Raw genomic sequence first — 15,228 nt, forward strand, 5'->3', positions numbered from 1 at the left:
GACTTCAAAATCACTGCGTTCATGAAATTACATTGCCGACAAATACGCTTTATAAGCTTTCAGCCTGACAGTTGCTGCGCCAATAATGTCCATAAAGCCCAGTGACTCGTGAGGTTTGGTTGCCGAGATCCACCCTGAACCTGTAGCACCAATTGGCACGTTGTAGCCTTCAGGTTCTTCAAACTCAATCACCACAGTCCGACCATGTGTGCCTGAGTTATTGTTCACGTGTCGGCGAACCTGCTGAGTGCCATTGAGCACGGAAACTCTCGCTTCACCTGTTCCCGTCGTTACGCTGTGCACACGTCCACGAAATATTTCTCCGGGATACGCGTCCACATAGAACTCGGCAAACTGTCCCGGTTTAATGTAGCGATAAGTCTGATCGGCAATGCGCATTTCAACAAACTTTTTCGATGTGTTGTAGAGGTGCATGTTACCGACACGGGTGCCTTCAGCCAGATTAGCAATGGAGATCTGCCCATCAAACGGCGCACGAATTTCTCGGCGATCATTCTGCCATTTGGCGGTCGCTATCTGAGCCTCTATCGATTTAATTTGAGCAAACACCGCTGCCACTTTCGCGTTGTTGGAATCAATTCGGGTTCGAATCTCATCTCGCTGTGAATCCTGAGCGAAATCATCCAGTTTCTTTAAGCGATCTAATGTCTTTTCATCGTTCTTGATCTGATGTTTTAAAGCGACGATCTCTGCCTCGGCAGCCAGCTTTTGCGCTTCGTAACCTCTGACCTGAGAATCCGTATCTTCAGATTTCAAAACATAAATCAGATCTCCTTCCTTTACCTGCTGGTTATGAGTCACCATCACTTGTTCCACTTCTTGTCCTATCAAGGGACTTAACACCGCATGTGGGGCTTTTACCGTGGTGCTGTCGGTCAGATCTGCCGGTGACCAAAAACGGTGAGCAGTAAACAGCATGAAGGCGATAAACGCGCCATTACCGACCATAAGCACTGCATTTTTCAGGTTCCAGGTGATGACTTTGAGTTTCACTAGAATCCAGCAAATCAAAATATACGGGAGCATGATTTCTTTCATAAGTTACTCCTTAGTCTGGCGGGAAATTTGAAGACCCTTGCGGATAATGCCGGATAAAGCATCAGACACTATGTCCCAACGCGTAAAAGCAATGATGATGGCGAGAACCCACCACGCTTTATCAATAAACAAACCGCACAGAGACAGGGCAAAGACAATTTGAGTGTGCGCTGAGGACATTTCCTTGGCTTTGTGTACCGCGACTTCATGTAACTGCCACAACAGGTAGATCACATAGATAACGATGCTGAGAGTGACGAAAAATATCAGCCCCATAAAAAATTCTGAATCCAGAAGCACCAGAATGCTTGGGTAACCATCTGAGAAATAGGATTCAGGCAGTTCGGTGCCATGAATGGTGCCTAACTTGGAAAAGCTAAGAGAGGCGAAATACAGAATCGCCGCGGCAATGGTGAGTTTTATAAGGCTTTTGAAAGCAGTCCCTGCCAGCTTGACTAATGGCGTTCCCTGCCCCGATAGGGTGTTGCGTCGAGACATGTCGCTGACCTTGTGTTTTTCATTTGTTGTTACCGTAACAAGGGCAGGATGTAAAAATGGAATATACGAAATTCCATCCAGAGGAAAAGCCGAGGGAACCCTCGGCTCATAACCATTACCAGTGAATCAGCTTATTGACCACGTTGAGTTGAGGTCTCGCATTTTTCAGACCCAGCAGATGAAGAATGCAAAGCATGCTGATGCGTGATTTTTTCAGTAGCTGGTGCGACTTAAATCGGTATGCCTTTTTCCACGTCGCAATCACCTCGCTGGCAGCGGTGCGTTTGTCCGAAGCCATTTGCCACTGGTCGATGGCTGGCATGGGGTGCGGGCAGGGGATGTGCCCCGGGTACGCCTGCCAGGCAACTTCAGTGGCTTGCGGATAAGAATGATGCAACCATTGCAGATAAAACTTATGTTTGCGGACTTCTTCAACGGGCAGTCCCAGCGGCGCAGCCAGAACCTTCCACGAATACATAGGCAGACAGAATTCCATTTTGAACGCGGTGATCTCTTCGAATGGAATGCTCAGGTGATGATGCTGATCATTCAGGAACAAAAACAATTGGTACGCTTTTTCCAGAGGAAGATCGGAAAGCGGTTCCAGTGACTTGAGAATGTTTTTTCTGAGGTTGTCCTGAAGCTGCTGAGCATCTTCCACAATGCTCTCTGGTAGATAGGCGTATTGCTGCTCCAGATAAGCATCCACCAGAATTTCCGGATCTCCAGTGAGTGCAGCCTGATAAAGTGGCTCCGAGTAGTAAATCAGACCAATTCCTACACTGCCGCCGTTTCCAGACCAGGACAACTGCGGGCGTTCGATGTTAGTCGGGGTATTTTTTAACTCACTTTGCCAATGTTTGCCTAATCGGTCTTCCACGCTGGCTTTTTGTGTGTCGGACACTTCTATGATGTCGAGGTCAATGCTCTGGTGCTCAGCATAAGCAATAGCACAGGCTAGATCCTGAGTTTTCTGGCGAGAGAAATTGAACGCTTTCACATTGGCGTTGCGTCTTCTCAGTTCCGTGGCAATGGTTCGGGAATCGAGCCCGCCAGATAATGTGGAAATGACATTCTGATCGACAGACAGGTATTTGTCGCAGCAGCGTTTGAAAGCCCGGTCGATATTCGACACCGCCTGCTTCATGGTGAGATTCTGTTTCGCCAGCTCAACCCAGTCAAAATAGTGGCTTCGTTGCTCTTCATCGGGTTTGAGGCTGATGATTTCACTCGGATAGCTGCAAGTCACTTCGAGATAAGGCGTATGATCAAGAAGGTAGTAGCCCAGAGTGGCGTATTCAGTCAGAGCATCTGCATTGGCTGTAAGATCCAGTCCTAACTCTTTGAACACACTGACTCGACTGGAGATAATTTTCAGCCCTTTGTATTCCATCACAAAAAATGGTCGCAGCCCGAGAGGGTCAGTGGCAATGGTCAGATGGTGATTGTGAAGTGTGTATTTAACGAAGCAGAACGCCCCTTCGCTTTCGCTTAAGTTGCTTGAGAGTAAGTGGCTTTCTGCTAAACACTGTAAGTCGTCCGTTCTGTTGTCACTGATCAGTGGGTGACCAACCAGTGACGCAATCTGCGTGTCATTTTGCAGCCAGGCGGCTTGCTTGTATGCGTTAAAATCCCATTGTGCAATAAGTACCTTATCATTTTGAAAGCAACGGACTTCTTTTTTACCGTAGCTTTCTATGAGCTTTACCGCTTGTTCCACCAGTAATGCCTGGTCTTCGTTGAATTTTTTGTCGCTGTAGACCGAAAATAATACGCCCATGATCACCTCTATCCATTTGAGAGCCGTTACATGGGGTATTTCAATATGTGTACCAACTTTGAAACAGTTGCTGGTGGAACGAGTTTTAGCTCCTTTTACTTAATACGATGGGGTCTCGATTTGAAAACTGCTTTTTAGGCTTGCCTGTTCGGTCACAATCTCTGACCAACCAAGCCTGCACATCCAGTTCAACATTGCCTTCAGCGGAACGCGTAAAACTCAGGGTCATAAAGTGTTCTTTGGTCTGATAGTAGTCTTCCAGCATGTACCATTTGCTGACTACTTCCGATCTGGTGCACCAGACACCGTCGTAGTGAACCTTGTTGTCTCCACTAATAAACGAAGGGAGTTCCTTGATTTTTTGAGGTGTGGCTGCGGAATATTTTCCTCCGTTTATAGGAGTGATATTCGACATAGGAGAAGAGATAATTTCATGCAGCTTGGCGTTTCCGTTTCCCAGTTTGACATTGGCTATCCGGCCAAAATGCACATCACCCGAGAGGCAAACAATATCATTCCCTGAATGCGCAAGTGCCTCCCATAGTGCTTTGTATTGGGCTTCATAATTCGCGAGGTTATAGTCGGAATCTGACCCTGCTTCAACAATCAGTGGCTGGGGTAAAACCAGAACGCCAATTTTGTTTAGATTTTTTGCCCAGTCGATAAGCTGTTTGAACACTCGTTTGGTCACCATGGATTTGGGTGGAGTGCGTTTATCTCGGTCGCTTCTTAGATCAACAAAGCAAAAGGACAGATCATCACCCACATCAAAGGTGCGAAAAGGTTCGACTTGCTGAATTCTTTTAATGCCGTCTCTGGCGCTTTTTGTCCATGCTGCTTTGACTTTTTTTGAAAAAGTGATTGCCCATAAGTACGGATTGGTGCCTTGAGCATAAGGGTAATTATTCCAGTATTCGTGGTCATCGGCTAAAAACCAGCAACCCCCATGGCGATAGAGTTTACGGTTAGAACGCCATGTGTCCGCGTAATCTGCCGCTATTCGTTGATGAACCTCGCCGATCACGGGAGAAAGCGAATCCAGACCAATATCCAGATACACCTGATCCCCAGTTAGAAACTTCACGTGGGGTTTTTCTTGAGGTTCTCCATTAAAATAGAGGTGAGTGTATGCCTTGGCTGCTTGCCCTTTTTCATCGTCGTCATTGAAGTAACAACTTCCCATCATGACAACAAACGGGTCTTCTTCTGACAGTGATGTGGGGAGCGTGCGCAGTGACCCTGTTTCCACTACATGTTCATCAATGGTTTTGGCATTCACATGGCGTGTGCCACGAACGAAATCGACGTAGTAGGTTTGGTTTGAGTTAAGCCCCGTAACTTCTACCACCTTATAGAACCGTTGTTTTAATGCTCGAAAAGGACGCTCCCATTCTTCCTGATTGATGGTGTATTCAAAGATGGGGACTCGGTTCAGTGAGGTGATTGGCTTGTCATAGACTTTAACGTGAAACTGTTCAGGTTTGGCGAGATACTGGTACAAGGTTCCTACCCAAATTCTCGCATGATGCGTGCCCACATCATGGATAACTAAACTCCATTTACTCGTGCTCATTGCGGCTCCCTCGCATTTTCTAAAGACGATAATGCTTGATTCGCCGTATTGGATATTTTTGGTGTTATAGAAAGGATGAAACCAGTGTTGAGTTTATTGTTATTGCTGTCAATAGCATAAATGGAGACTTAGGTGTTTATGAACAGTGTATCTATACGATGTCTGCTTCAAACCGAGCCAGCCGTGCTTCGGCTAAGGTACAATTGGTGCGTTCCATCAACTCCGATAGCGTGATATTTGGGTTTTGAAGGATAAGCGAATGCAATTGCTGTTCAATGGGTTCATGAACTTCATAGTAAGCGCTTAGCTTCTCGTTCATTTTTTTGATAACGAACTGGTAAGTGTCCGAGCCCATTGATTGGATATTGGCAAGCAAAGCGGAGAGGTTGTCTGGAGTGCCTGTAACCTGCCAGTTACGTGAACGCCGGACTCGCTTCATTTCGCACTGGTGCTTGGTCGCCAGACTTTTCGCTACTTTGGCATTGTCACCACCAATTCGATGAATCAGGGACGGCAGGGGAATTAACAGTTTCTCTTCGTTCATAGGGGAATTGTGCATGGTCAAAGACGAAAACACCAATGAATCAAAACAAAAAAAGCGCAGGGTTTCCTGCGCTTTTGAACTTTTTTTGGTTCGAACTTATTTTGCTAAGTTAACAGACCAAAGGCGTGCGACGTTTTCAGACAGGTTGGTGAGGTTTGTTCCTGCCTCTTGAAAAGCGGTGGACAGATCCAATGCTCGGGGCACGGCAGCAAATACAGCATCAATACCGCATTGATATGCCGCCTGGTAGTTCTCGCCCACACAACCAGCTAAGGCTATTACAGGTAAATCAAACTGTTTGGCCAGCACAGCGACGCCCATTGGGGTCTTGCCGTGAGCTGTCTGCCAGTCAATTCTGCCTTCGCCAGTTATCACCAGATCGGCATCATGAAGTTGGTCTTTCAGGTTGACCGTTTCTAACACGATATCAATACCGGGCTGAAGTTTGGCATCGGTAAATGCCAGCAAAGCTGCTCCCATACCGCCCGCTGCACCTGCGCCTTCTTTGCTCAGTACGTCTCGCCCGAGTTGCTGGCGAATCAGTTGACCATAGTGGTTCAGGTTATTGTCTAGCAGACGAATGTCGGCTTCGGTTGCTCCTTTCTGTGGGCCAAATGTTGCAGAAGCCCCTTTTGTTCCACAAAGAGGATTATCAACATCACAAGCCACCAGAATTTCACACTCTGCGAGCTTGGTGTTGAGGTCACCAAGATCAATATGAGAAAGCTCACTCAGCCCCCCGCCATTGAGGGCGATAGGCTGCCCGTTCTGGTTAAGGAATTTGGCGCCCAAAGCTGCCATCATGCCGACACCACCATCGTTGGTCGCACTGCCACCCAAACCTATGATTAGCTTTCGTGCACCGTGTTCAAGCGCATGATTAATAAGCTGACCTGTACCGAATGAGGTGGTCAGCTTTGGGTCACGCTGAGAGAGCGAGACATGGTGAAGGCCACTGGCCGCCGCCATTTCTATCACGGCGGTTTGGTTATCGCCAAGTAAGCCGTAAAACGCGTCGACAGAGTTACCCAGAGGGCCTGTTACCGCAAGGTGAACCAGTTTTCCTTGGGTCGCGTCTACGAGCGACTGCACTGTTCCTTCGCCCCCATCGGCGACGGGAACATGCACAAATTCACTGTCTGCCCATACGCGGCGGAATCCAGATTCTATCGCCTGACACACCTCTTTGGCGGTTAAGCTCTCTTTAAACGAATCTGGGGCGATAACCACTTTCATATCACTCTCCTCAATTGGTGACAGTTACAGTAGAACAAGGCTAAGAATGTAAACCAGTACAATGGCGGTAATGCCTTGTACCAAGGTTGCCATAGTTTGTGCACGGTATGCGAGCCCTACGCTCATACGGCTAAACTGAGACACTACCCAGAAGAAGCTGTCGTTAGCGTGAGAAACCGTCATTGCACCTGCACCAATCGCCATGACCGTCAGGACGCGACCCATTTCGGAATCCAGACCAAGCTGACCAAGCAAAGGCGCGACTAATGCAGATGTGGTGACCAGAGCAACCGTTGATGAACCCTGAGCAGATTTCAGCGCCGCGGCGACAATAAATGGCATCAGGATACCAATACCCAGAGCAGACAAAGTTGTGCCCAGATATTCACCGAGCGGAGTGGCTTTCAATACTGCACCGAATGCACCACCTGCACCTGTAATCAGAAGGATAGGGGCAGCGGCAGTAATGCCCTGGCTAATGCGTTCACTGAATTCTTTTGCTTTGTTGTCGGACTTAAGCAGACGAACCGCTAACAGAAGACCAATCACCAGTGCCGTCAGAGGTTGCCCAAGGAAATTCAGCGCATCAAACAGAAAGCCTTCGCCCAGAGGTTTACTTGGGAAGCGAGCGACAGAGCCCAGACAGATCATCAGAATCGGCACAAAAATAGGGGCAAATGCCTGACCAGCAGTTGGCAGAGTACCGTAAGATTCTTTTAGTGCTTTCCAGTCTTGGTTATCAGCCGGGGATTGCGCTTCTTCACCATCTGGTTGAACATCTTTAAATCGGTTCGCCCATAACATACCAGCCAGAGCCGCCACGCCAGCAACAAAGATACCGACCGCGATAACCAAACCAAGGTTGGATTCCAGCCCTAAGTTACCCGCAGCTGCGATTGGTCCCGGTGTTGGCGGTACAAAGGTATGTGTCGCGTAGAGCCCGGTGGCAAGTGCCACACTCATGGCTACGCTGGAGGTTTTCAGGCGGTTTGCCAAAGACTCTTTCAACGAGTTGAGAATAACGAAACCGGAATCACAGAAAACTGGCACAGAAACGATGTAGCCAATTAGCGTCATGGTTAAGGTTGGGAAGCGGTCGCCAAGTACTTTGATGACGGTGTCGGCCATGGTAATGGCAGCGCCACTTTTTTCCAGAATAACACCGATAATGGTACCTAATACAATGACCAGACCGATGTAACCAAGAATGCCGCCAAAGCCACTCGCAATGGTTTTAGCTATGCTGTCCGCAGGGAGCCCATAGGCAAAGGCAGCCAGAAATGCTGCAACCAGAAGGGCGAGGAAGGGGTGTACTTTAAATTTGGTGGTTGCGACAACGATAAACGCGATCACAGCCAGCAGGATTAGTATAAGACTCATAATAACTCCGTTTATTTTTACCATTTCCGACTGCTGCTCGCGGTAGGAACGGTTTTATCATTTTCCGAGTTGTAGGCGTCTCGGAAATGGCTCCCCAATTTAGCCAGAGGCAGGGAGTGTGGATATTATCGTCAGTTTCTGAGCCAAATCCTTTAGACAGGAGTAACAAATTTTTTGCTGATTAAAAGGAAGGAATTTGTGCAAATGCACAAAATTGGTGTTATTTTGTGATCTGACTTGCAACATAAAGCTCGACCAGACCCGTGAAGTTTTTGGGAGAGATTCGGGTAATCTTTTCGATTTTATCTAGCCGATAACGTAGCGTGTTTCTATGGATGTATAAGGCTTCGGCGCACGACTTCTGATTTCCCTGATGTTCAAATAATGCGTACAGCGTTTTCAGAAGTTGTCCGCTTTTGTCCTGTTCTTTTAGCTTAACGATTGATTTACATAATTGGTCACCTTGCCAAAAATGACCAAGAGGAGACAACAAGACAGGTAAGCGCATCTCTTCAAACAGATACTTATTGTGCTCTGGATGATGTTTCTGACCAAACTGCAAAACTTGTCTGGCGCTCTGGTAAGAAAGGTGAATATCTTCGACACTCGGGAAGTATTCACCCAATGCAATATCCAAATCCTGAATGCCCTGTTTATGTAGCCTATCCAACAGAATGTCGATACGCACACTCTCCTGCTGACTGTCCCATTTGCCGTGTCGATTATGGCTGGGCTTCAATACGACGATTTCACGCATCGAAGTTACGGCTACCAAATTGTCGCGTTTCGGGTATTCAAGCAGTTCAACGATTTGGCGTGTCTGACTCAAGCTGAGGGGCGCACTGTTGGCATGAAGTTCGATGACGACGGCGACTCTTGGCATATCCAGATCAATGTCTAAACGCGCTGCCCAGTCTTTCAGTTCGGCTATTGGCACAGAATTGGTGATCCAGGCGGAGATAAATTCTTCTTTGTGTCTGCGATCCCACTGAAGCTGCTCAATCAGGGCAGCCTGATCAACGATCATTTCTGCCGTCATCTTCACCAGAGACGCGTAATTGCGGATGGAGTCAGGATCCCCAGTGATGCCTACTACTCCAATCACTTCATGCTGGCTTTTCATCAGCATATTAATGCCGGGCTTGGCTCCTTTGAGCGACTGGCAGCTTTGTTGAGTAATTTCGACTGTGTCGCCATGTTTTAAAGCCAGCAAAGCACCATCATGGGTCTGACCTATACGATGAGGATCACCACTGCCAATGATGACGCCCGCCTGGTTCATCACATTGATGTTGTTACCAATGATCGCCATAGTGCGGTCGACAATTTGCTGGGCCAGTTGCTGCTCTAAAATCATGACGTTTACCTAATTACGAACCGACGCAATAAGATCGTCAATCAGGGAAAGATGGTGCGCTTTTACACCCGCTATTCTGCCGTATTTAGGCTGGTGGCGATCATTTTCAAGAGGGTGATGCCAGCCAAGTGTCGACTGAACAAAACGTTCAGCAAACTGAGAAGAGATAGACAAGCAACCTGCCAGAACCGTGTCGACATAGCTTTGCATGATAGGAGCATTGACACAGGGGGAAGCCGTTTCGTCTTTCACATACATCCAGACGTCGGCACTGGCATCAATAGCCGTATCAGATTCAATCTGGGAAACGGCAACCTTGATACGATGGTAGCCTGCTTCTCGTTTGTCGAACTCCAGTAGCTCCTGGTCATCAATCTCAATCAGAACACCGTTAACCGATCCCTTACCGCTGGTCACCACTAACGGTGAAATTTGATAACTGCCATCCACTTTGCTCCAATGGCGATCAAATCCATTCACAATCGCAGGAAAAGCATCGCCCGTTTGCCCTGTTAGCTTACGAGATTCCGGATTAATCAAACTGCCGTATCCGAATATGTACATAGGTCAGGTCATTCCATTTCATTTAACTGCTCATCAAAACATAAGTATTTCATGAACTCCGGTATTCGTCGAATCCGAACTTTAAGCCTCTTCCGTGAAGGTTAGGAAGCTCTGCGGACGATAGGATTAAACAGATCGACACGTCATATTGAAAGATTTCCTAATAAGCTCAACCTGTTAAGTGTGACAGAAATGCTTAATTTTCGAAAAATTCGGAAGTTTCACAATCAAAAGTGACTGAAGTGTAGAGTTCTAGTTTTTTGAAACCAAAAACCAAGTGAGTTAAATGGGGACTTCTTGTTGAGGTGTATTCAGGATTTTAATGTACTTTAACCCCTGCTCTGTAATGGCTTGTGAGCTGATTAAGATAATGTTGTATTTATTTGATTGATACAATTCTATGATGAGGTAAAAAATAAATTTAATGGACTAAATGCAATTTCTATTTATATCTTGGAGTTAGACTCTTTGAATTTTGCGAGCCATGTCTTTATTAATATATTTATTTGATAAGATATATTAGGAGTAATTTCTTTTCTCTATGGTTCAAAGTGGAGTTTTTATTTTTAAAGCTAATATCTCTTTTGTTCGATGGTTATGCGTAGAGTCTTATAAACTAATACTAAAGTTTACTTTTTTCATTCTTTTTTAATTCCTTGGATAATTCACTTCGTTTCAAATAGTAGAATTGTTACTAAATGTTTTATTGATATTCATACATTTGTAATTATGTGGATAGTTATTCTAGATCTGTCTCTCTTTGTAGTGAATTCTGCTTTTTATGGTACTTTGTCTCTATCTAATTGATTGATATTTATGGTGTAATTTTTAATATGCAACATGTTCTTTATGGTAGAAACACTATTTATATTGATCGAGTTGTACGTATTTTTGAACTGCCTCACAAATATTAGTGACAAAAATAAAAATATTATGAAATTATTTATTAGTTGATCTTTAAATACGCCTGATACTTTTCTGGTTTTCAGTAGTACAAAAAAGTATTAATAAAAATAAGGTTATTTAATATAAATGGACTTGGGGTATTTAAAATGAAATCCATGAAGAAGCTTGCGCTAATTTCTTTAGCTGCAGTAGCACCTGGTGTAATGGCCGCATCTGACACTTTTACTTCCAGTATTGTTGTACTGGAGCCAGTTTCTATTTCTAAAACTGCGGACTTAGATTTTGGTTCAATCTTTACTGATGCAACCACAAACGTCACTGTTGCTACGACAGACGCAGGCGCTGCAGCGTTCACAATTAACGGTCAAACCGGAAGTGTGGTTGATGTGACTGTTGATGCGACTGCGCTAATGGCTGATGGAAGTGGTAACGACATCGCAGTGAACAGTATTGCGGTAGACAACGCGACACCAACGCTAACAGGTGGTACTGCGACAGTGAAAATTGGTGGTGTGGCAGATATCGCCAGTGAAACTACTCTGGTAGCTGGTACCTACAACGGTACAGTGAACATCACGGTAGCTTACCAATAAGATACCGATCTTGGGCGGCTTTATGCCGCCTTCTTTCTCGCATCAATCTTATGCCGCGCGTGATTTGGGGCATCCTTCTGTATCTTGGGATGGCGAAGTTTGCTATCGCATCCCTGGCAATTACACAGTTGGAGCCAATGGTTTTTGAACCCACAGTTGGTGGTGCTAAAACCGTTGTGTATTTACAACCAACAACGTCCACTAACGGCGTGTTTCTTTTCCGTATTTCTGGCGATCCGAATAAAAAAATACAGGTCAGAGTCGATGGAAAAGATTTTAAAATGCTGAATGGGCAAACCGGTAAAACGGTGGTTGTTAAGCGTTTTAAATATGGATGTGGGCTGAATAAGAAAGGTCGAATTCGGCTTGATGGACAAGGGCAGTCCGGAGTGCTTTGTATTGGCGCAAGAGCGGTTGTGAAATCCAGTTCGCAATCGGGGCATTTTTCGGTTGTGGTCCCAATTACAGTGAAGTATTTATGAAGTTTCTTTCCTTGTTATTTGTTTGCCTGCTCGGATTTAGCCACCTGAGTTATGCGCAGTTAAAAATTGCACCTACCCGAATCGTCGCTCAAGGTGAGCAGGCGTCTACCCATAAGCTATTTATAGAAAACACCACATCTGATCCTATGCGCGTTAAAGTGTCGGTTGTTTATCGTTCGGCTCTTGCCGGGAACGACAAATCAAAAACGCGATTAGAACAAGATATCGAAGTTCAGGAAGATTTGAGCAAGTTTGTTAAGGTTTCTCCGCCGATCATTGGCAACCTGAAACCAAACCAGAGAAGAACCGTCAGGGTTAGAATTCAGGGGCTTCCCGCTGAGTATGAAGAAGGGGAATACCGCACCTACCTGCTATTTCAACCCATCCCGCTAAAAGATGACAAAATCCTTGATGATGGAAACGCTCAGGGTATGACCATGAATCTGGACTTCATCATCAACACCATGATTCCTGTATACGCTCAAAAAGGTGCGGTGGAGCACAGCGTGCGTCTGGATTGTAAGCCCAATGCAGTTCGAGTGTTTAATGAAGGAAACTATCAGCTGAAAGGCAAACTGGTTGCAGGGAATCAGGTACAGAACGTATTTCTGGTTCGAGACTCCTCTCTGGAAAAACCAGTCACTCATTCTAAAGGTGCGCAGTTTGTTGTGGACGACCAAATCATAGGCTCATGCAACTAATCTGACTCGCGCTTGATGATGATTTTTCGTCATGCCCTGTTTCTCATTTTTGCCTGCACATGTGTGTGGGCAAATTGCGTTTTTGCGCAAGAAGAAAATGACGAAGTTTTTGAAGCGTATGTCGAGCTTTTTATGCCGTTTGAGCACGACAGTTTCTATCGTGTCATGCAAAACGTTAGTGAGGAACCTTACTTAGAACTGGAAACCTTCGCCAAGCAGTGGCTGCAACTTGAAGGAGGTTGTCGTAACCAGATATGCCTGTTTTACCAGCCTAAAGACGTCAAAGAACAGCACAAACCTTATCGTCTGGATTTGGAACAAAAACAGTGTACTTTGCCAGATAACAATGGCGACCTGACCATAGACCTTGTCTACTCCGAAGAAAAAGCCTGGCTGCACTGGAGCTCCTTTGTGGATTGCTTTCCGGTTACGATTCTCTGGAATCTCGACAGATACAGCCTGAAGGTCAAACTTCACTACAGCACCTATCAGGAACTGGAGAAAAAACTGGCGCAGCGACGCGCCATAGCCAAACAAAAAGCGGACGAACTTGAAGCTCAGAAAGCGCAGCCTCGTATATTGCCTAGCTCCGTAACCAGTGCATCAGCGAGAGTAAAAGGTCGGGCTGAATACTTCTCTGATGCTAACCCTGAATACAGCGTTCGAACTGATGCCTATCTTGTTCATCAAGACGCTAGCTTTGAAGTGTCTTACGATACTCAGACGCCAGAAGAAGTGGATTTCTACCAACTCGAAATCAGCCCATTTCCGCTAGGGTATCAGTTTCAAATGGGGCACGTGGTGCTCGATTCTGGGCTCGCAAGCAACAGCGACACCTACGAAGATGGTATCTATTACTCCAGGCTCAAACCAAAAACTCAGTCGGGTAGTCTGGTGATTGAAGAGCAGACCTTACCGAATACTTTCGTCGATGTGTATGTGAACGACGTGTATCGCGGAACGGTAAAGTCTGATGCCTCTGGTCGCTACAGCATTTCTGATTTTCCTTTGTCAGCAGGTGATCAGGTGGAACTGCATGAAATGGTGCGTTCCGGTGTGGTGGAGCGTAAATCCATAAAAGTCGCTGATATTGATGAAACCTTGCTGAATCAGGGGCAATGGAACTTAGAAATTGGTGCATCACTGACCGATGATAAAACCGGAAAAGGTCAAATTAGTTATGGCTTAACCGATTCCCTGACCGCTGTGGGTAGCTTGTATAAAGGTGAAACAGATAATTCTGGTGGCTTTGGAATGCGCTGGCTGCCGGTGCATTTTCTGTCAATTGAGTTTGAATGGTTACCCAGACAATCTATTGCGCCTATGACGCTTGAGATGGCAGTTGGAGAAAGCCATAAGCTGGAAGCCAATATCAATCATATCGATATGTTGGGTGAAGACCCGTTAAAGCGAGAACACAATGTCCGATACCGTTATCTCGGCAGCCCCATCAGCTTCAACCTGGATGCCAATTACGATGAGTATGAACTGACGGTTATTCCACAGCTTCGCGCTCAAACCGCTTCTTCACAGTTCTTAACCCTAGAACTCAAAAATCGCAGAACCCCTGTCCTGATTCGCGACGAGCTTTCGCTGAAATACGCCATCCATACTCACGACTACGGCTCAGTCAATCTCAGCTCTATTTTTGCCGATGAAGCCAGCCCAAGGTACAGAGTCGGTTATCGTTATTTGTGTTCTAACTGCTTTTTCTCCGGTTGGTGGCAAACACTTCAAAGCACCTACAGTGCTCAAGCGACATGGACGAATCAGAAACTTGGATATTCCGGTAATGCGAGGTGGGAGTTCAGCCAGAACTGGTCTGGAGAAGTGGCATTTACTGATGAAAGCATTTCGGTTGCACTCGAAACCAAATGGGGTGGACGAGTAATCGCTGATGACGAGGCTACAAAAACATCCCAACTTCCATGGGAAGAATTTATTTATGCTGAACTAACAGGAAGGGTACTGGACAGCCACGACCAGCCTGTTCCCAATGTGAAGCTCAAGGTCAATAACAAACGCGCTACCACAGATTCAGAAGGGTATTTCAGATTTACCCATGTCGGTTATGGAGAAGACTTGCAATTGCATTTGGATGAATCGAGCTTAGACCTCAACTTAAAGCCTGAAGAGAACCCCATCTATTTTCATGCGGAGAAGGGCGGCAAGACGCACATAGAAGTGCGGGTAAATAAAAGCTTTGGTGTCGATGGGATTGTGACGGCACCTGATAGTTTCGCTGGATGGTATCTGAATTTCTTTCATGAAGAAAGCGGCAAATCCTATTCCGCCAGAGTAGAACAAGATGGGTTCTACTTTATTGAAGATCTGGTTCCCGGAAACTACCGAATTGTGCTGGAAGATAACGAAATCGAAATTGAAAACCGGGTTCGTATTCTCAGTGAAGAGTGGATCAGCGGGCTGAATTTTGTCGTCTATAAACTTCATAAACGTGCCAAGCCTGTCCTTCAGGTTGTGTATCAACCTTAAATTAACATGTTGTACTTTATAAAAATTTTATTGAACTGATGAGTTACTGTTAAAGTAACGCT

Annotated in this window: 13 protein-coding genes; 4 read left to right on the forward strand and 9 right to left on the reverse strand. The window is 45.9% G+C overall.

Features of this window, described 5'->3' with window-relative positions; all coding sequences use genetic code 11:
• Positions 1–27 precede the first annotated feature (27 nt).
• The 9 genes from INR79_RS03975 to INR79_RS04015 all read right to left on the reverse strand — a co-directional run bounded on the left by INR79_RS03975 (position 28) and on the right by INR79_RS04015 (position 9,991).
• Positions 28–1,059, reverse strand: a complete 1,032-nt coding sequence (locus INR79_RS03975) for an HlyD family secretion protein (RefSeq protein ID WP_223096091.1) — start codon at positions 1,057–1,059, stop codon at positions 28–30.
• 3 nt (positions 1,060–1,062) lie between these two features.
• The gene (locus tag INR79_RS03980; RefSeq protein ID WP_223096092.1) at positions 1,063–1,557 is read right to left on the reverse strand and encodes a magnesium transporter; all 495 of its coding nucleotides are present in this window, start codon (positions 1,555–1,557) and stop codon (positions 1,063–1,065) included.
• Positions 1,558–1,672: 115 nt separating this feature from the next.
• A complete protein-coding gene (locus INR79_RS03985) occupies positions 1,673–3,337 on the reverse strand; it encodes an asparagine synthase-related protein (protein WP_223096093.1) in 1,665 nt (554 codons plus the stop codon).
• Positions 3,338–3,422: 85 nt separating this feature from the next.
• Positions 3,423–4,910: a hypothetical protein gene (locus INR79_RS03990; RefSeq protein ID WP_223096095.1), complete on the reverse strand. Its 1,488-nt coding sequence runs from the start codon at positions 4,908–4,910 to the stop codon at positions 3,423–3,425.
• A 151-nt stretch (positions 4,911–5,061) separates the two neighbouring features.
• Positions 5,062–5,454, reverse strand: coding sequence for a ribosome recycling factor family protein (locus tag INR79_RS03995; protein ID WP_223096097.1), 393 nt, complete (start codon positions 5,452–5,454; stop codon positions 5,062–5,064).
• Positions 5,455–5,550: 96 nt separating this feature from the next.
• Positions 5,551–6,690 (reverse strand): glycerate kinase, encoded by a 1,140-nt coding sequence (locus INR79_RS04000; RefSeq protein WP_223096099.1) that lies wholly within the window; start codon positions 6,688–6,690, stop codon positions 5,551–5,553.
• 24 nt (positions 6,691–6,714) lie between these two features.
• Positions 6,715–8,070 carry a GntP family permease gene (locus INR79_RS04005; RefSeq protein ID WP_022591723.1) on the reverse strand — a complete coding sequence of 452 codons (1,356 nt, stop codon included), beginning with the start codon at positions 8,068–8,070 and terminating at the stop codon, positions 6,715–6,717.
• A gap of 220 nt (positions 8,071–8,290) precedes the next feature.
• Entirely contained in the window at positions 8,291–9,427 is a 1,137-nt protein-coding gene (locus INR79_RS04010) for a sugar diacid recognition domain-containing protein (RefSeq protein WP_223096101.1), read from the reverse strand.
• A 9-nt stretch (positions 9,428–9,436) separates the two neighbouring features.
• Positions 9,437–9,991, reverse strand: a complete 555-nt coding sequence (locus INR79_RS04015; RefSeq protein ID WP_022591721.1) for a gamma-glutamylcyclotransferase family protein — start codon at positions 9,989–9,991, stop codon at positions 9,437–9,439.
• A gap of 1,052 nt (positions 9,992–11,043) precedes the next feature.
• On the opposite strand from INR79_RS04015, the gene INR79_RS04020 reads away from it, so the two are divergent.
• From INR79_RS04020 to INR79_RS04035, 4 genes are read left to right on the forward strand one after another with little or no spacing between them, the layout of a single operon-like run.
• Complete coding sequence (locus INR79_RS04020; protein ID WP_022591716.1) at positions 11,044–11,490, forward strand: DUF4402 domain-containing protein; 447 nt, start codon at positions 11,044–11,046, stop codon at positions 11,488–11,490.
• Positions 11,491–11,540: 50 nt separating this feature from the next.
• Entirely contained in the window at positions 11,541–11,972 is a 432-nt protein-coding gene (locus INR79_RS04025; RefSeq protein WP_004408666.1) for a DUF4402 domain-containing protein, read from the forward strand.
• Positions 11,969–12,673: a molecular chaperone gene (locus tag INR79_RS04030; RefSeq protein ID WP_004408665.1), complete on the forward strand. Its 705-nt coding sequence runs from the start codon at positions 11,969–11,971 to the stop codon at positions 12,671–12,673. The genes INR79_RS04025 and INR79_RS04030 overlap by 4 nt, the downstream gene beginning before the upstream one ends.
• Before the next feature lie 15 nt (positions 12,674–12,688).
• Positions 12,689–15,166: a carboxypeptidase-like regulatory domain-containing protein gene (locus INR79_RS04035; RefSeq protein ID WP_223096103.1), complete on the forward strand. Its 2,478-nt coding sequence runs from the start codon at positions 12,689–12,691 to the stop codon at positions 15,164–15,166.
• Positions 15,167–15,228: the final 62 nt, after the last annotated feature.

Source organism: Vibrio sp. SCSIO 43132, from assembly GCF_019904195.1.
GTDB lineage: Bacteria > Pseudomonadota > Gammaproteobacteria > Enterobacterales > Vibrionaceae > Vibrio > Vibrio nigripulchritudo.